Source organism: Rubrobacter taiwanensis (assembly GCF_004337705.1).
In the GTDB taxonomy this organism is placed as follows: Bacteria; Actinomycetota; Rubrobacteria; order Rubrobacterales; family Rubrobacteraceae; genus Rubrobacter_C; species Rubrobacter_C taiwanensis.
The window spans coordinates 46,119-63,460 of the sequence record NZ_SKBU01000016.1; the positions used below are offsets into that span (position 1 = coordinate 46,119).

Below are 17,342 nucleotides of genomic sequence, written 5' to 3' on the forward strand. Positions count from 1 at the left end.
TTCCAGAGTGAGCAGCCTCCAGATCCTTCCCCGCCGGGCAGAGGCAAGTACTCTCGGCATGCTCTCTACGCCTGCCGCCACCTCAGCGTCCCCAGAACCTCCCTGTGCTCCCCGTGCTCTAAGAAGCCCAGCTTAGCGGGGCGCATCCCATCGCAGAAAGAGTCCACGAAGACCTTCAGCAGGCGCGAGCCGCGCAGGACGTCGAGGTCATCGGAGAGGTGGTCGACCACCTCGCGAGAGACGAAGACGATGAGCTTCGCCCGCGGCCGGGAGGCCATGACGTTGAAGCGGTTTAGGCTCATGAGGAACTCGTCCTCGTCGGCTATGGCGTCGGGGTCGCCGAGGGCGTAGGAGGCGATGATCACGTCCCGTTCCTGGCCCTGGAAGCGCTCGACGGTGTCCACGGCATCCCGGATGAGCCCAGGATCTTCACCCGGGAAGATGCGCTGGAGCCGGCTCACGATAAGCCCCTGTTGCGCCCGGTGGGGGGTCACGACGCCGACCGCCTTCTTCCAGAACTCCCCGGTAGAGTACGGTTCTCCCCGCGCCGGCAGAACCCCCCCGCCCGCGGGGTCGCGCTCGCCGAGGAGCCCCGCCGCCCGGCCGTGAAGCAGCGCGATGAGGGCGGCCACGGCGTCGGCCTCGAAACGGTTCCACTGGCTGCTGCGGCCTTCGGGGTAGACGAAGCAGGAGGCGGGGTGGGACGGGTCCAGCAACGCCGACCACTCGGGCGTCCAGTAGAGGGAGGCGGGCCAGCCTCCGGGCCGAGTGACCGGAAGAGGTTTGGCGAGGTTCAGCCGGAGGTCGGGGGAGTAGCTGCGAAGCGTGCGTTCGTAGCCGGCCTCGAGCGAGAACTCCACCAGGGTGGCGTTGGAGCGGTAGTTCACGTCCAGCATGACGGGCCCTATGCCGTGGATGTCCTCGCAGAAGGCGTAGACGGAGCCGACCATACCTTCGAGGCCCAAAGGCGGCTCGGCCTGCCGGATGGGGGGCAGCTGCTTGGGGTCTCCGGCGAGGACGACGCTGCCTCCCTTCGCCAGAGAGCAGAGGGCGAGTATGGAGAGGGCGACGTCCATCTGCGAGGCCTCGTCTATGAGGATGAGGTCGAAGAGCTCGCCCCGGGCCTCGCCGGTGTGAGCTTTGATCAGGTTGTGGACCTGGTTCGGAGTCGTCCCAACCACGGTGATGCCCTTCTGGTCCTCGAGCCGGATCAGAAGTTCCGCCACGCGCTCCGTGATCCGGGAGCGGTTGAGCTCGGTGTCTATCTCTTCGGGGACGCCGGAATCGGGCGGGCGGGTGTAGCTCCGCACCCGGTGCAGCCGGAAGGCGTCCTCGGGGAGCAGGATCTTGAGCTTCTCGTAGACGCCGAGGAGCACGACATCCATGGCGTTGTAGTTCTGGGCGCAGACGAGGATCCTGAGCGGCTTGCTTCGCCGGTACGCTTCCAGGGCGGCGCCCAGGATCACCGCGCGCGCCGTGCGGCTCTTGCCGGTCCCCGGCGGCCCCCAGATGAGGGAGAGGCGGCGGGTCAGGGCCTCCTCCCAGGCCCGCCACTGGGTGGGGTTGAGGCCGTGGCTCTCGAGTGCTTTGCGCACCGGCTCCAGCTCCCGGCCGACGCGGGCTTCGTGCATGGCCCTGGCGCCCCACAGGAAGTCCGCCGGAGGGGTGTGGGCGGTGGGACGGGAGCCGCGGGCGGTGATCTGGCCGAGAGCCCGGCGCACCAGGGGGTCGTCGCGGGCGGCGGGCGGGTTGCCGATGGCCTGAAGCGCGGCGAGGAGCTTCTTGGTGAAGTAGTCGGTAAAGACCCTGTCGAGGACCACATTCGAGCCGAAGTCCGCTATACCGGCCGCTTCGAGGTCCTCGAGACTGGGGTATCCCGAAAGGGTACGGGGGTCCAGCGCGATCAGGCACCGGTCCCGGTCGAGGGCCGCGATGGTTACCCTCGTGATCTCCCCCATCCGCCGCTGGTACTCGGAGGCGTACATCTCTTCGAGAGAGGTCCCCTCCGTCATGCTCTTGAGGCTGCGGTCCAGGAAGTCCGGGCGGTCCTCGGGCGCGAGCGCGAGCTCGAAGTCGCCCTTCTCGAACTTCACCTCCCGGCTCCCCATCGCGAGCCGGTAGACCCTGCGCCCGGAGCGGGGTTTCAGGCCGAGGGCTCTGAGAGCCCCGGCTTCGGCGTCTCCGGAGAGACGTTCGGGCAATCGGGCGCACTCGAACTTCGCCTCCCGGGCGTGCGGGGGCAGGGCGTGCAGCTGCTGCACCTCCAGCTGCTGCATGCCGGCGTCGAGGCGGGCGAAGGCGTACCAGAGCTGGCCGTCGTAGCTGAGGCGGGACTCGCGCTGCGGCGGTCTTATAGCCTGTATGCGCGGGGCGGCCTGGTTGGGAAGGCGCGGGCGCAGATCGCTCTCCAGCCGCCGGACGACGGCCTCGAGGGCGGTAAGCCGCAGCGCCACCGTGCGGCGCAGGGTTCCGATCTGGACGCTCCAGTGCCGGGGGCTCGCGGATCGCGACCATATCTCGTGCGCCCGCTCGGAGGGGATCTGGTCGCTCAGGGCGTCCTCGAAGAGCGGGTGGACGTCGAACTTCTTCAGGTTCTCGGGGAGGTTGTCGGGGTGGTAGCAGCGGGCCGTCTGGAGCAGGCTGTAGTAGTGCGGGACGGGAGCGGCGAGGACGGATCTCACGACATCCCGCACCGTGGTGATGGGCGACTGGCGCGTAGAGAGCCTGGGGTTCTGCAGCAGTTCCTCCGGCGGGAAGAGCCAGGCCAGCTTCCAGAGGCTCTCCGAGTCGAGGATGGCACTCAGATGCCGCCCCACCACCCGCGAGAGGTGCTCGAACTGCAGCGCGTCCCAGAGATAGAACTGCACCGTGGCGCGGCTATCCAGCTGTTGAGCCTCTTCGAGTATCTCCGAGATCCTGCCCAGAAACGCCAGAAGCTCCCGCCGCTCGGATTCGAGATCCTTGAGGTCCACGACGAACACCCCGGCCTCCCACCTCCGGTGCCGGCGAGGGGTGGTACTGTCCGAACCGAACGGGCGGGGCTCGATCCAGAGAGCCTTGATGCCGAAGGCGAGGGTGATGGCGCTGCCCACGTCGAAGTCCGCGGAGAGGAAGACGCGGAGATCGGTCCACTTCGGCATCACCGCCGAGGTGCCGCTGTCTTTCGGGATGGCCGCAACACCGCTCCTTAGCGCCTCCGCCCGCCTGGAGACCACCGTGCGGGCCGCCTTGAGAACGTGGTGCACATCGAAGATGGAATCTTCGGGCGGGCGACCGGCCAGAACTTCCACGTCCCTCACCCCTCTCTCCTGCAGGGCTGTGCTCGCCCCCTGGGAGATGAAGGCCACCCGGCTGAGGTGCTTCTTCCTTTCGGCCTCGGGCATGCAGTGGTCGGGGTGATCCGTCCTCTCCCCCCGGCTCACCCACGGGTAGCCGAGGTAGTCGCAGCCCTTGCAGCGGTTGTCCACGTGCCAGGGCAGCTCCCGCCACGGCGTCGAGAGAACCTCCGGCAGTTCCTCCGCAAAGAAGCGCCGGAGGCGGAAGGCGAAGACCTCGAAGGGGACCGGTTCCAGATCCCGCTCCAGCGCCGCGCGCAACCGGCCGTCGGCCGGAGGCTCGCCCCGCCGCCCCATCTCCCGGTGAGCAACGACGAGCTCGGCGGCCTCGTGCGAGCCGGGCCACACCGCCCCCTCGGGCACGGCGACGAAGCGGCGATCCAGGCCCCTGTCCGCGAGCCATCCGGCCAGCGCCATCGTGTAGTAGGCGACCTCGGCGAAATATCCGGGTGAGGGCTCGGCGGTGAGCTTTATGTCTATGACGCGCAGCTGTAGGCGCCGGTCGTCCGCGTCGAGGGGATACGTATCTCCGGAGGGTTCCGCCGCCCGGGGAAAGTGGCGCGGCGGGAGCACCTGAACGATATCCGGGCGCACCCCGGCGTACTCCAGGCCGTATTCGTCGCGCAGGCTCGCGATGCCGAGCGCACGCTCGAAGGCGTGTCCCACCCCGTACTCAGCTTCGGCGAGGAACCGTCCGGGCCGGACGCCGGAGAGGGCCTCTTCCAGCGGCATGCTGCGATACTGCGTCCGTCCCGAATCGTCGGTGTAGGCCTCCCCCACCACGGACTCTTCGCCGAACGCCCCGGCGAGATCGCCCAGCTTCTGAGCCTGCCACTCCTCGCCGAGCCGGGCGATCTGCTCGAGCCCGGGCCGGGGTCTCTGGCGGGGAGGCATGCCCTGCTCCTCTCTCTCCGGACGGAACCTCTGCGTATCCGGGGAGAGGTTCAGGCGCAGCTGGCGTTTGCATCCGGTGCGGAAGTACTGGGAGATGACCCGCTTAGCGAGCTGCGGCATCCGCTTCCTTCCCCTTCTCTAGATCAAACAATCCGGGAACCTGTTCTAGCGCCGCACCGAGCGGCATGCTGTGACCACCTTCAGGAGCCGGAAAGCACCCGAGGGCGCCCGCCACCAGGCAGGCGCGCAGGAAGTTGCGCCGGTCCGCCTCGCGGAACTCGCCCGTCCCGGAGAGGCGCTCCGTCCAGCGGGCGCAGTGCTCCCGGGCACGCTCCAGCTGCGCGCTGGAGAGAACCGGCGGGAGAGCGGGAGGTCCACCCTCGCCCCTCACGGCCACGAAGACCGCATCCCATCTGCTCGCTCCCGCGTGGTTGTGCGGGCCACGGTCTCCGTTCCCGAGCAGGGGGAAGACCTGTAGGGGGCGCAGAGAAGCCGCAGCCATGGCGCAGGCGAGGGCATGCCAGGCACCGGCGGTGCGGTGCTGGTAGGTAAAGACCAGCCGGCCGTTCCTCTTCAGAACGCGGGAGATCTCGCGGAAGCTCTCCGCAAGCGAGCGCCCGTACTCCTCGACCGCGCGCGGGCAGCGGCCCGCCGCGGAGAGGTCGTGTTCGAAGCCGGTGGGGCCATCGCCGGCGGGGGTGAGCCCCAGAAGCTGCATCCAGGGCAGGAAGAAGTCCGAGAGCTCGGAGTAGGCCACGTTATCCAGGTAGGGCGGATCGGTGAGTACCAGATCGACGCTCTCTCCGGGGAGGACGCTCAGATCGCGGGAGTCGGCGTGCAAGATCCTGGCGGGAGCGGCAGAGGGGCGGTCGCGCACCTTCCGGAAGCCCCCTTCAAGAAGCGGCTCTTTGGGCTGGCGGGCGAACTCGATAGCCCGCTGCACCTGCCGCACGGCGTTGGGGAAGGTGCCGCGCCCCGTGCCGTCGAGCCACGGGTTGATCTCGACGGGCCGCGTGACGTGCCGGAAGGCGCGTACGGAGAACAGCGGGGCGAGGCGGCGCCACCCGAAGGCGTAGTGGGCCATCATGCAGCTGGTCGTCAGGTGATCGCTGAAGGCGAGGGCGAGGCCTTCGCGTTCGGGACCCCGAATCCCGCCGATCGCCTCGGCCAGAAGCGAGAGGTGCAAAAGCTGGCGGGCGTTGAAGAGCTCCGAGTACCGCTCATATCCGTACCGCAGCAGGCGGTCGTCCGCCCTCCCCGCGCGCGGGATGCTGCGGGAGGGCACCCATGGGAGGGAGCCGTCCGGCGCGGCGCGCTCCCCAAGCGCACGCCTCGCCGCCGCGAAGCGCCCGTAATCCTCCTCTGTGGCCGTCCGGAAGCGCCGCCTAAAGAGGGGCACGGGCCTTCCGGGTTCGGGATCGGCCTCCAGGGTCTCCAGTGCGAAGAGCCGCCACTGCGGAGGGCGCCCGGTGCGCGCGGCGACGTCGATCAGGCGCTCCCGGTACCCGCAGCCGGGACACCGCACACGCCCGAACCGTACCGGTCCGGCCTCGATAGGCGCCGTGATACCGCAGCCGCCGCAGCGTAGCTCGTCCTCCTCCCGGGGCAGCTCCCGCACGGCGTGGCACGAAGGGCAGAACACCCACTGCCTGCTGCCTTCGGCCTCGTAGGCGAGCCGGTGGTGAGGGTGGGCTTCAAACTCCTCCCCGCAGCCCGCGCAGCGCACCACCTGCACCCAGAAGTAGTGGAGAACCGTCCGCTCCCCCTCCGGCGTCCGGGTCCTGTAGTAGGGGGCGAGTCTGCCCCCTACCTCTCGCGCCAGCATCTCCAGCGCCGGCTCCAGGTCGGGGTGAAGGGCGGCCTGCGTCTCGAAGCGCGTGATGGCGCAGGCCACCGCGTCCACGTCCACCCCGGTCACCTCCGCCCCCAGCCGCCGGGCCTCCACCACCGAGGTGCCGCCGCCGACGAACGGGTCAAGCACGGTCCTGCCCCGCCAGTAGCGGTCCACACCCTCGTAGTAGGCCGTCCAGAAGTCCCCCTCCTCCGGCAGCGCCGCGGCCGTCAGCAGGGCGCGGAAGGCGGAGCCGAACCGGCGGGCGAACCACCGGTGCGCCCCGTAGATCGGCCGCGGACGGCGCCCCTCGCGCGCGGCGATGCGGGCCAGCTCCTCGACCGGCAGCGATCCGGCATCCAGCATGGTCGTCCGCCCGCCGTTCAAGCAGCATCTCCCTTCGCGCGCATCTTTTCATTGTGCCTCTCCGCCCCGGCGCGGGCAAAGGGGTGCGCGCCTAACAGAGACGGTACAATAGTGAGTGCGAGGAAAACGAGCGCTGTGAGGTGTTCCCGAAGATGGCCCTGTACGAGTACAAGTGCCCCGATTGCGAGACCTCTTTCGAGCTGATGCGCTCCATGAGCGCGGCCGACGCTCCGGCCGAGTGTCCGGCCTGCGGCTCGACCGGGGGCCGGCGGCAGCTCTCCACCTTCACCTCCCTGAAGCCGGGCGGCTCCGAGGGCTTCGCCTACACCCCGGCCACGGAGCGCCTGGGCGGAGGCTGTTGCGGAGGCTCCTGCGGCTGCGCCCACTAACGGCGCCATCGCCGCGCGGGACGCAGAGCCGCCCGAGCTCGTCCTGAGGGGCATCGAGGCGTTCAACCGGGGCGAGTTCTACGAGTGCCACGAGTATCTGGAGGATGCCTGGCGGGCAGAGACGCGGCCCATCCGCTACCTCTACCAGGGCATCCTGCAGGTGGGTGTGGCCTTCTACCACCAGAGCAACGGCAACTGGCGCGGAGCCGTGGGCCTGCTGCGCGGCGGCCTGAAGCGCCTGCAGGACTTCGTGCCCGAGGCCCGGGGAATCGACGTGGAGCGGCTGGTGCGGGAGAGCGAGGCCTGCCTGCGGGAGCTGGAGCGGCTGGGTCCGGAGCGGGTCGGGGAGTTCGATACGTCCATGATCCCCCGGGTCCGCCTCACGCGCGAGCGCTAGGCTGCGGCCTCTCCTGCGCGGGAGAGGCCGTGTAGTATACTGCTTTCCGGACCACGGGCGGGCGGAAGGGCGGAAGGTGCGCCGGGGAACAGATTCCCGGCCGTTCCTCCGCCGGCGAACCCTCGAAGAAGATATGCCGCCTTCCTCTCCGGAAGGGCCGGGAGCAGAACATGCGCAGGCTGGGACAGGTTTTAAAGGACATACCCCTCGGGGACGCGGCCTTGATCTCCGTTCTCGGCCTCCTGGCGTTCGCCCTTGTGGTCAGGTTCGAGGCGTTCGAGCGCTTCATGCGGTGGTCGGCGCGCCACGAAGATTGGCAGGTAGACGCCCTCCTCGCGCTCATTCCCATAATCTGTGCCTCCTTCGCCGTCTTCTCGTGGCGCAGGTGGCGGGAGGCCCGGCGCGAGAGCGGGCGGCGCAGAGAGGCCGAGCTGGAGGCGAGGAGGCTCAACGAAGACCTGGAGCGGCTCGTGGAAGAGCGCACCGCCCGGCTTGAGGCCGGCGTCGCCGAGCTGGAGCGGATGCGGGAGAGGCTGCAGGAGACCGCGCGGAGGCACCGGGCACTGCTGGAGCAGATCCCGGCAATCGTCTACCAGGAGGATGCCGCCTCCCACGCCCCCTCCTACGTGAGCCCGCAGCTGGAGGAGATCCTGGGCTACACGCCCGAAGAGTGGATGAACGACCCGGATCTCTGGAGGCGGATCATCCACCCCGAAGACCGGGAGCGCGTGGTGGCCGAGGACGAGCGCACCAACCGGACCGGAGAGCCCTTCCGGGCCGAGTACCGGGCCTTCAGGAAGGACGGCGGGGAGGTGTGGCTCTGGGACGAGGCCGTGCCGGTAGGGGAGACCGGCGGCCGGCCCGGCTACTGGCAGGGTGTCATCTTCGACATCACCCGACGCAAGCGGCAGGAGGAGGAGATCCGGAAGCTGAACGCGGAGCTGGAGCGCCGGGTCGAGGAGCGCACAGGAGAGCTGCGGGAGGCTCTGGAGCGGGAGCGGTCGCTGAAGGAGGCCGCGGCCGCGCTCGTGGCAGCCCCGGACCGGGAGAGCATCTACGCCGCGGCGCTCGAAGCGGTCCTCCCCTTCGCGGACGTGGCTCCCGGAACCCGGGTGAGCATCTGGTCCGGGACGGCCGATCAGGACACCTGCGTGAGAGCGGCGGGCGACCGGGCGGAGGAGATCCGGGGCAAAGAGACCTACATCCGCGAGTTCCCCGACCGGTTCCGCACGCCGCTTCTTGAGGGCCGCTCCGTCGAGATCCCTCCCGGCGAGGTCGTCGGCTTCCGGCACGCCTTCCCCTTCAAGACCAAGCTGGGCGCGCTCTTCATGATCCCCCTCTCCGTCCACGGGGAGCTCCGGGGCAGGATCGTGGTGGCCAGCGACTCCCCGCTGCCCGGGGAGATCAAGCACGCCCTGGAGATCCTCGGCGCTCAGGTCGCGCTGGCGCTGGAGCGCGCGGACCTGATCGAAGATCTGTACCGGCGCCGGAGCGAGGAGCGCTTCGCGGCCCTGATCCGGAACTCCTCGGACGTCATCATCATCCTGGGGGAGGATGGCCGCGTGGACTACGCGAGCCCCTCGGTGGAGAAGGTGCTGGGGTACGCCCCGGCGGACTTCGCCGCGCGTCCTCCCGCGAGCTTCGTGCATCCGGAGGACGGCGAGCGGCTGCAGAGCTTCCTCTCCGGAGCTCTGGCGGCCCCCGGGGCCGCAGCATCCGTCGAATTCCGCGTCCGGCACGCGGACGGCTCCTGGCGGCACATCGAGGCGCGGGCCCACAACATGCTGGAGGAGCCGGCCGTGCGCGGAGTGGTTATCAACTGCCGGGACGTGACGGAGCGCCGGAATGCCGAGGAGCGGCTGCGGGAGAGCGAGGGCCGCCTGCGGGCGCTCACCGACGCCGCCCTGGAGGGGATCGCCATCACCGAGAACGGCTATATCCTGGAGACCAACCGCGCCTTCAACGAGATGTTCGGCTATGAAGCTCCGGAGGTCGTGGGGATGTCGGCCCTGGACTTCATGGCTCCGGAGTCGCGCGCGATGGTGCGCAGGAACATTGTGGCGGACTACCAGAGCTCCTACGAGGCCACCGGGATGAGGAAGGACGGCACGCGCATCGAGCTGGAGATCCACGGCCGGTCCTCGACCTACCGGGGGCGCACCGTTCGCATAACCGCCCTCCGCGACATCACCGAGCGCAAGCGGGCCGAGCGGGAGCTCGCGGAGAGGGAGAAGCGCCTGCAGCAGCTGTTCGAGCAGTCCGCCGATGCCCTGCTGGTGCACGACGCGGACGGCCAGATAGTGGACTGCAACTCGGAGGCCTGCCGCTCGCTGGGCTACACCAAAGAAGAGATGTTGCAGATGAACGTGCGGGATTTCGCCACCAACCTCGTCTCCCTCGCGGAGAGAGACCGGCAGGAACCGACGCTCTGGCAACGGCTCGTCTCCGGCGGGCAGCGGCGGCCCGGCATCCACGTCGGCGAGCACCGGCGCAAGGACGGCACGCGCTTCCCGGTGGAGGTGCGGCTGAGCGCCGTGGACTACGGGGGGCGGCGGATGATCCTCGCCGCCGCCCGCGACATAACCGAGCGGCAGGAGGCCGAGCGCCGGCTGCGCGAGGCGCACCAGAAGCTGCGCTCCCACGTGGAGAACTCCCCGGTCGGCGTCATCGAGTGGGACCGGGAGATGCGCATCCTGCAGTGGTCCAAAGGAGCGGAGCACATCTTCGGCTGGCGGGCGGAGGAGGTTCTGGGGCGCAAGATCGGAGAAGAGGTTCCTCTGATCCACCCGGACGACGCCGGGCCCACCGGAGATGTGGTCTCGTCGCTCCTGACCGGCCGGGAACGGCGGGTCATCTTCGAGAACCGCAACCGCACGAAAGACGGCTCGGTGATCCACTGCGAGTGGTACAACTCCGCCCTGCTGGACGAGGCGGGCGAGCTGGTCTCGGTCATGTCCCTGGCGCTGGACACGACCGGGCACAAACGGGCGGAGGAAGAGCTGAGGAGAGCCGCGCGGGCGGCCGAAGAGGCCAGCCGCGCCAAGAGCGAGTTCCTGGCCAACATGTCGCACGAGATCCGCACCCCCATGAACGGGATTATCGGCATGACCGAGCTCTTGATGCAAACCGATCTCTCAAAAGAGCAGCGCGAGTACGCCGGTACGATCCGCGCCTCGGGCGAGGCCCTGCTCGCCGTCCTGAACGACATTCTGGACTTCTCCAAGATAGAGGCCGGCAGGCTCCACCTCGAGAGCCTGGACTTCGATCTCAGATCCATGGTCGAGGAGGTAACGCAGCTCTTCGCCGCGAGAGCCCACGACAAGCGGCTGGAGCTGGCGAGCTTCGTCGAGCCTGAGCTGCCTTCCCGGGTGCGGGGGGACCCCTTCCGCATAAGGCAGGTCCTCTCGAACCTGGTCGGGAACGCCATCAAGTTCACCGAAGAAGGGGAGGTGTTCCTGCGCGCCGGCCTCTCCGAGAGGGACGGAGATGCGCCGGTCGTGCGCTTCGAGGTGCGGGACACGGGGATAGGCATCTCCCCCGAAGCCCGGAGCCGCCTCTTCGAGTCCTTCTCCCAGGCCGACGCCTCCACCACCCGCCGCTACGGCGGCACGGGCCTGGGTCTCGCCATAAGCCGGCGGCTGGTCGAGATGATGGGCGGCGAGATCGGGGTCGAGAGCGAGGTCGGCCGGGGGAGCACCTTCTGGTTCACGGTGCCCCTGCCGGAGGCCCGCGGAGAGGGCGGAGCGGAGCGTCCCGCGGCGGAAGGCGGCGACCGGGATCTCCGGGGGGTGCGCCTGCTGGTCGTGGACGACAACGCTACGAACCGCATGATCCTGGAGCGCCAGAGCGCCTCCTGGGGGATGATCTGCGCGAGCGCCGCCGGGGCCGCAGAGGCCCTGGAGAAGCTCCGGGAGGCTCACGGGCGGGGCGAGCCCTTCGAGCTGGCCGTTCTGGACATGCAGATGCCGCAGACGGACGGCCTCGGGCTGGCCCGGGCCATCAAGTCCGACCCGGATCTCGCCGCGACCCGCCTCGTGCTCCTCACCTCTCTGGGCCAGCGGCCGGCGACGGAGCTCTCCGCGTTCGGCATAGAGGCCTGCCTCACGAAGCCCGTACGCCAGTCCCGGCTCTACAACGTCCTGGCCGCCGTAATAGACGGCGCGGAGCCGCGGGAGGAGCGTGCGGAGGCCGGGCGGGAGCCTTCCGCCGGCGGCCGGGGCCGGATCCTCATCGTCGAGGACAACCCCGTAAACCAGCGGGTCGCCCTCAGGATGCTGCAACGGCTGGGCTACGCGGCCGACGTGGCCGAGGACGGCGTCGAAGCGCTCGAAGCCCTCTCCGGCGGTGCCCCCTACGCCGCCGTTCTCATGGACTGCCAGATGCCCCGCATGGATGGTTATGAGGCGACGCGGGAGATCAGAAAGCGGGAAGAAGGCTCGGGCCGCCGCATACCCATCATCGCGATGACGGCCCATGCCCTTGCCGGAGAGCGGGAGAAGTGTCTCGCCGCCGGCATGGACGACTACATCGCCAAGCCCGTCAAGCCCGGAGAGCTCGGCGCATTGCTGGCGCGCTGGGTCCCCGGCGAAGAGGCAGGGGAGGAGCCCGCCGCTCAGCAGGAGCCGCTCGACGGGGAGGTGCTCGAGGGTCTGCGCCAGCTCGGGAGTGCGGACGAGCCGGGGATTCTGGAGGAGCTCATCTCCATCTTCGTCGAGGATGCCGAAGTCAGGATGGCGGCGCTAAAAGAAGCCTTCGAGCGGGAAGACAGGACCTCGCTCAGAGAGGTGTCCCACGCGCTGAAAGGCAGCTCGGCCAACATGGGGGCCGTCAGGATGAGCGAGACCTGCCGGAAGCTGGAAGAGCTTACAGCCTCGGGAGCACTCGAAGAGATCGGGGAGGCCATTCTGAGGCTCGAAGACGAGTACGAGGCCACCATCGCCGCTCTGAACGCCTACAGAGACAGATCATGAGGGTTCTGATCGCCGAAGACGACGGCGTCTCGCGCCTCATCCTCGAGAAAGCCCTCCGGAAGTCCGGTCACGAGTGTCTGGCCGCCCGGGACGGAGCCGAAGCCTGGGAGCTCTACCGGCGCGAGGACGTGGACGTCATCATCAGCGACTGGATGATGCCGGAGATGGATGGTCTGGAGCTCTGCCGCCGGGTGCGGGAACACGAATCGTCCCGAGACGGCTACACCTACTTCGTCTTCCTGACCGCGCTCGGGGAGAAGGAGCACCTGCTGGAGGGTATCCGGAGCGGAGCCGACGACTACCTCACCAAGCCGCTCGACCGCGAAGAGCTGCAGGTACGCCTCATCGCAGCCTCCCGCGTCACCTCGCTGCACCGGCGGCTCAGCGAGCAGAAAGAGCAGCTCCGGCGGCTCAACCTCCAGCTCTTCGCGCAGGCCCGCAGAGATCCCCTCACACAGCTCGGCAACCGCCTCCAGCTCCGGGAGGACATAGAGGCCCTGCGGGGCAAGAACCGGCGCTACGGGCACACCTTCGCGGCCGTCATGTGCGACATAGACCACTTCAAGCCCTACAACGACCTCTACGGGCACCTCAGGGGCGACGAGGTCCTGCGCGCCATAGCCGCCACGATAGCCGAAAACTGCCGCAGGGAGGATCTGATCTACCGCTACGGGGGCGAGGAGTTCCTGATCATCCTGCCCGAGCAGGACCTTGAGAGCGCGGTCCTCGTCGCCGGGCGCCTCCGCGGAGCGGTAGAGCGGCTGGGAATCCCCCACCGGGCCAATGAGCCGCCCGGCGTGGTGACCATCAGCGCGGGCGTCGCCGCTCTGGAGGCGGACGCAGAGCGGGAGATCGAGGACCTGCTGCGGGAGGCCGACGCCGCCCTCTACCGCGCCAAGGAAGCCGGACGCAATCGAATCGCTCCCGACCCCTGACCCCCGGCGCTACCGCCTCCCCGCGCGCCGGAGCACGGTCCTGAGCCGGGCCGCCAGCTCGTCGGTACTGAACGGCTTGACTATGTAGTCGTCCACCCCGGCCTCAAGCCCCTCGACCACGTCCCGCTCCCCCCGGCGAGCGGTCAGCATGACCACGGGCAACGCAGAGATCCTGGGGTCCGGGTTCTCCCTCAGGGCCCGGACCGTCTGCAGGCCGTTCAGCCGGGGCATCAGGCTGTCCACGATCATCAGGTCCGGCGGCTCCTCCTCGACCCGTTCCAGAGCCTCCCGGCCGTCTTCGGCCTCAACGACCCTGTAGCCGAGCCCCGAGAGCTTCACCGCCACGATGCGCCGGGTGACCCGGTCGTCGTCCACTACCAGAACCCTGGCCCCCTTCATCGCAAGAGCCTCCCCCTCTCTGCGGAAACGCCTTCTGTGGTATCTTCATTCTAGCCGGTGCTTAAGTTCTGTGCCCTCTGAGCCGATACCGGATAAACGATGCTGAATCTGGAACTGATAAAGCTGGCGATCCTTCTGCTGGCCGGGCTCAACCTCGCCATGATCGTGCTCATCGCCGGGGTGAAGGGGGCCCGGGAGCTCCGGCGGCGCCGGCTGAAGAACCTCTACGGCAGGATAGAGCCCGATCTGGACGGGTTCCTGATCTCCGGCCGCCTCTCCGGCGAGGCGCAGGAGAAGCTCCGGCGGCTCCCTCCCTGGGACCGGGAGATCCTGGCGGCCTCGATCATCCGGCGCGTCTCGCTGCTGCGCGGGGCGGAGAGAGAGCGGCTGGTGCGGCTCGCCCGCGAGCTCGGTCTCGTAGACCGCTACCTCCGGCGCCTGAAATCCCGCCGGCGCTGGAAGCGGGCGCAGGCCGCGGAGAATCTCGGCTACCTCGGCGGCCCCGACGTGGTGGAGCCGCTCACGGCGCTGCTCTCGGACCGGGACGAGACGGTGCGGGCGGTAGCGGCCCGCGCGCTGGCCCGCCTCGGGACGCCGGGTGCCGCGCGGGCGCTGGTCCGGAGCCTGGACGACCCCTCGGAGGTTACCAGCCTCCGGGTCGCGGAGAACCTGGAGAAGCTGGGGCCGCTGGCCACAGAGCCGCTCCTGGCCGTCCTGAGGACCCGCAAGCGGCGGGCCCGGGTGCTGGCGGCGCGGATCCTGGGCAACCTCAAAGCTACGGAGGCCCGGGGCATCTTGCGCAGGATCGCGCTTCGCGACTGGGATGTGGACCTCCGGGCGCAGGCGGTGCTGGCGCTGGGCAAGATCGGCAACCCCGACGACCTGCCCGAGATCATAGAAGCCGCCCGGGACGAGGCCTGGCCCGTGCGGGCTCAGGCGGCCAACGCGCTGGGCATGATCGGAGAGGTCTCCACCATCCCGGTGTTGCAAAAGCTCATGACCGACCCGGAGTGGTGGGTGCGGGTCAACGCCGGGCGCGCCCTCTCCAATCTGGGCGAGACGGGAGAAGAGGCGCTCGCCGAGATCCTGGAGGGAGCAGACCCCTTCGCCCGGCACCGCGCCGCCGCCGTTTTAGAGACCCGGGGCGCGATCCGCCGCCTGGTCGAGCGGCTGAGCGAGAGCGAGCGCGCCCGCAGGACCGTCCGGGCCATGATCCGGGCCGGCGCGACCGGTCACCTCCGGCATCTGGCAGACACCCTGCCCGAGGGCCGGGAGAGGTCGCTGCTGCGGGGGCTGCTGGAGGCCGGGCGTGGGGCCTGAGGGTCTCCTGCTCGCCGTCAACTACGCCATCCTCGGCTACTTCCTGCTCATAAACGGGGTGTACATGGCCCTATATGCCCTCTCCTTCGCCGAGATCTCCGACTACGCCCGGCGGGAGACCTTCTCCGGACTCGACGACCTCTTCACCTCCAACTACGCGCCTCCCGTCTCGGTCATCGTGCCGGCCTACAACGAAGAAGCCACGATAGCCGACAGCGTGCGCTCGTTCCTCTCTTTGCGCTACCCGCTGCACGAGGTAGTCGTCGTCAACGACGGCTCGAAGGACGGCACGCTGGAGGTGCTCAAAGAGGAGTTCGACCTCTGGGAGTCGGACCAGCCGGTGCGTCTGCAGCTCGGGACGGAAAAGATAAGGAAGGTGTACGCCTCGGCCACCGAGCGTCTCATCGTGCTCGACAAAGAGAACGGCGGCAAGGCCGATGCGCTGAACGCCGGCATCTGCGCCGCCCGCTACCCGCTGGTCTGCTGCCTCGACGCCGACATCATCCTGGAGGAGGACGCCCTAATCCGGGCCGCCCGCCCCATGATAGAGTCCGGCGAGGTCGCAGCCGTGGGCGGCATAGTCCGGGTCGCCAACGGCTGCGAGGTGGACAGCGGCCGCGTGGTCGAGGTCGGAACCCCCCGCGCCGCCCTCCCGAACCTCCAGATCGTGGAGTACCTGCGGGCCTTCCTCGCCGGCCGGACCGGCTGGAGCAAGCTGAACTGCCTGCTCATCATCTCCGGAGCCTTCGGGATGTTCCGGCGGCAGGACCTCATCGCCGCCGGCGGCTACGCCCGCGACACCGTGGGCGAGGACATGGAGGTCGTAACGAGGATGCACCGCTCCCTGCGCGAGCGCAACCGCGACTACCGCATACTCTTCATCCCGGACCCCGTCGCCTGGACCGAGGTCCCGGACACCCTGAGGGTCCTGCGCCGCCAGCGGGACCGCTGGCACCGCGGCCTCATCGACACCCTGCTGCGCCACCGGAAGATGCTCCTCAACCCCCGCTACGGGACTACGGGTCTGCTGGGGATGCCGTACTTCTTCCTCTTCGAGTTCCTGGGACCGGTGGTCGAGCTCACCGGCTACGTAGCCTTCGCCGCCGGGCTCGCCCTCGGCATCCTGAGCCTGGAGTTCGCCCTCGCCTTCCTGCTCGCCGCCGTGGGCCTCGGGGCGCTGCTCTCCATCTCCGCCGTCTTCCTGGAGGAGCTGCGGCTCCGGCGCTACCCGCGCTGGCGGGACCTCGCCAAGCTCACCCTCTACGGCGTGCTGGAGAACTTCGGCTACCGGCAGCTGAACACCCTCTGGCGCGTGCTCGCGATAGTATCCTTCCTGAGGAAGAACACCGAGTGGGGAGCGATGGAGCGCCGGGGCTTCGACGCTGCGGAGAGAAAGAGCCCGGCCCGCAAGCCCTGAGGCCCGGTACCGGGGGCAGTGGGCCTGCCTGGACTTGAACCAGGGACCTCCACTTTATCAGAGTGGCGCTCTAACCGGGCTGAGCTACAGGCCCTCCCAGGACGGTAAATATACGACACGCCAGAGCCGATGACAAGCTCATTGAACGAGCCCGGGGCGAGAAGTAAAATCGGGTCTGGAGAAGAGAGCAAGACCCAGGTTCAGAGGCTCACGAGAGGAGCACGGCGACAAGATGGGCGCTAACGGGCTTACCCGGATGACACTCTACGGAATCAACATGGACCTCTTTAGCTCGAGTCCTATCGTAATCCTCAAGGTGGAGGACGAGAACCGTTACCTGCCGATCTGGATCGGGCACGCCGAGGCGAAGTCCATCCTGATGAAGATCCAGAACCAGGAGTTCTCCCGCCCCCTGACCCACGACCTGGCAGCGAACATCATCTCCGGCCTCGGAGGGGTGCTGGAGAAGGTCACCGTGACCGAGCTGCGGGACTCGACCTTCTTCGCCACCCTGAACGTGGAGGTGGGCGGCGAGTCGGTGGAGATAGACTCCCGCCCCTCGGACGCCATCGCCATAGCGGTGCGCACCGGAGCCCCCATCTTCGCCGCCGACGAGGTGATAGAGGAAGCCTCGGTCGTGTTCGAGGAGTCCATGGAGGAGACGCCGGAGGAGGAGGTCGTGGACAAGTTCAAGGAGTGGGTGAACCAGATCTCCCCCGAAGACTTCAAGTAGCGTCCGGCGGAACCACCGCGGCGGCTCGCCGCACTCTCTACCCGGAGCTCCGCCGCTCCCCCCGGGCGGTCCCGGGCGGCCTGTACTCCGGATGCGCCTCTAGAAACTCCTCCACAGATCCGGTACCCCACCCGACGAGAAGCTGGTACTCGGGTCCCGCAAAGCGCAGGCTCAGCTGGTTCTCCCGGCGGGCGCTGCGGCGGGCGTACTCCCACGGCGACTCACCGGGCAGCCGCTCCAGCTGCTCGGCGTAGAGTATCCTGCCGTCCTTCCGGGAACGGATCATTATGAGATCCACTGCCCTCTAAGCCTCTCCTCGCGCATCATCAGACCCCGCCCGCCTTCTGGGCTAGCCT

11 protein-coding genes and 1 tRNA gene are annotated in these 17,342 nt (G+C 68.8%); 7 read left to right on the forward strand and 5 right to left on the reverse strand.

The annotated features are described in order from the left end of the window. Nucleotides 1-65: 65 nt before the first annotated feature. Both E0L93_RS09930 and E0L93_RS09935 read right to left on the reverse strand, forming a co-directional pair. The gene (locus E0L93_RS09930) at nt 66-4,349 is read right to left on the reverse strand and encodes a bifunctional RecB family nuclease/DEAD/DEAH box helicase (RefSeq protein ID WP_132691457.1); all 4,284 of its coding nucleotides are present in this window, start codon (nt 4,347-4,349) and stop codon (nt 66-68) included. Next, nucleotides 4,333-6,447, reverse strand: coding sequence for a DUF1156 domain-containing protein (locus tag E0L93_RS09935; RefSeq protein WP_132691459.1), 2,115 nt, complete (start codon nt 6,445-6,447; stop codon nt 4,333-4,335). The genes E0L93_RS09930 and E0L93_RS09935 overlap by 17 nt, the downstream gene beginning before the upstream one ends. A 131-nt stretch (nt 6,448-6,578) precedes the next feature. Here E0L93_RS09935 and E0L93_RS09940 point away from each other — a divergent pair, with 131 nt between their 5' ends. The 4 genes from E0L93_RS09940 (at nt 6,579) to E0L93_RS09955 (ending at nt 13,117) form a co-directional block, all read left to right on the forward strand. After that, nucleotides 6,579-6,815, forward strand: a complete 237-nt coding sequence (locus E0L93_RS09940) for an FmdB family zinc ribbon protein (protein WP_132691461.1) — start codon at nt 6,579-6,581, stop codon at nt 6,813-6,815. Between the two features lie 52 nt (nt 6,816-6,867). Beyond that, nucleotides 6,868-7,212 carry a DUF309 domain-containing protein gene (locus E0L93_RS16330; protein ID WP_279387483.1) on the forward strand — a complete coding sequence of 115 codons (345 nt, stop codon included), beginning with the start codon at nt 6,868-6,870 and terminating at the stop codon, nt 7,210-7,212. A 170-nt stretch (nt 7,213-7,382) separates the two neighbouring features. Then, nucleotides 7,383-12,182 carry a PAS domain S-box protein gene (locus E0L93_RS09950; RefSeq protein WP_132691465.1) on the forward strand — a complete coding sequence of 1,600 codons (4,800 nt, stop codon included), beginning with the start codon at nt 7,383-7,385 and terminating at the stop codon, nt 12,180-12,182. Next, entirely contained in the window at nt 12,179-13,117 is a 939-nt protein-coding gene (locus E0L93_RS09955; protein ID WP_132691467.1) for a GGDEF domain-containing response regulator, read from the forward strand. The genes E0L93_RS09950 and E0L93_RS09955 overlap by 4 nt, the downstream gene beginning before the upstream one ends. A gap of 9 nt (nt 13,118-13,126) precedes the next feature. Here the strand turns inward: E0L93_RS09955 and E0L93_RS09960 are convergent, their stop codons facing one another. Then, the gene (locus E0L93_RS09960) at nt 13,127-13,516 is read right to left on the reverse strand and encodes a response regulator transcription factor (RefSeq protein WP_132691469.1); all 390 of its coding nucleotides are present in this window, start codon (nt 13,514-13,516) and stop codon (nt 13,127-13,129) included. Between the two features lie 99 nt (nt 13,517-13,615). Here E0L93_RS09960 and E0L93_RS09965 point away from each other — a divergent pair, with 99 nt between their 5' ends. Beyond that, nucleotides 13,616-14,836 carry a HEAT repeat domain-containing protein gene (locus tag E0L93_RS09965; RefSeq protein ID WP_132691471.1) on the forward strand — a complete coding sequence of 407 codons (1,221 nt, stop codon included), beginning with the start codon at nt 13,616-13,618 and terminating at the stop codon, nt 14,834-14,836. After that, nucleotides 14,826-16,253, forward strand: coding sequence for a glycosyltransferase family 2 protein (locus tag E0L93_RS09970; RefSeq protein ID WP_207890418.1), 1,428 nt, complete (start codon nt 14,826-14,828; stop codon nt 16,251-16,253). The genes E0L93_RS09965 and E0L93_RS09970 overlap by 11 nt, the downstream gene beginning before the upstream one ends. A gap of 19 nt (nt 16,254-16,272) precedes the next feature. Here E0L93_RS09970 and E0L93_RS09975 read toward each other — a convergent pair. Beyond that, nucleotides 16,273-16,347, reverse strand: a tRNA-Ile gene (locus tag E0L93_RS09975). Nucleotides 16,348-16,485: 138 nt separating this feature from the next. Between E0L93_RS09975 and E0L93_RS09980 the strand changes: the two genes are divergently transcribed. Next, a complete protein-coding gene (locus E0L93_RS09980) occupies nt 16,486-16,986 on the forward strand; it encodes a bifunctional nuclease family protein (protein WP_132691473.1) in 501 nt (166 codons plus the stop codon). Between the two features lie 37 nt (nt 16,987-17,023). Here E0L93_RS09980 and E0L93_RS09985 read toward each other — a convergent pair whose 3' ends face one another. Next, on the reverse strand, nt 17,024-17,284 hold the full coding sequence (locus E0L93_RS09985; protein WP_132691475.1) for a hypothetical protein: 261 nt from the start codon (nt 17,282-17,284) through the stop codon (nt 17,024-17,026). Nucleotides 17,285-17,342 lie beyond the last annotated feature (58 nt).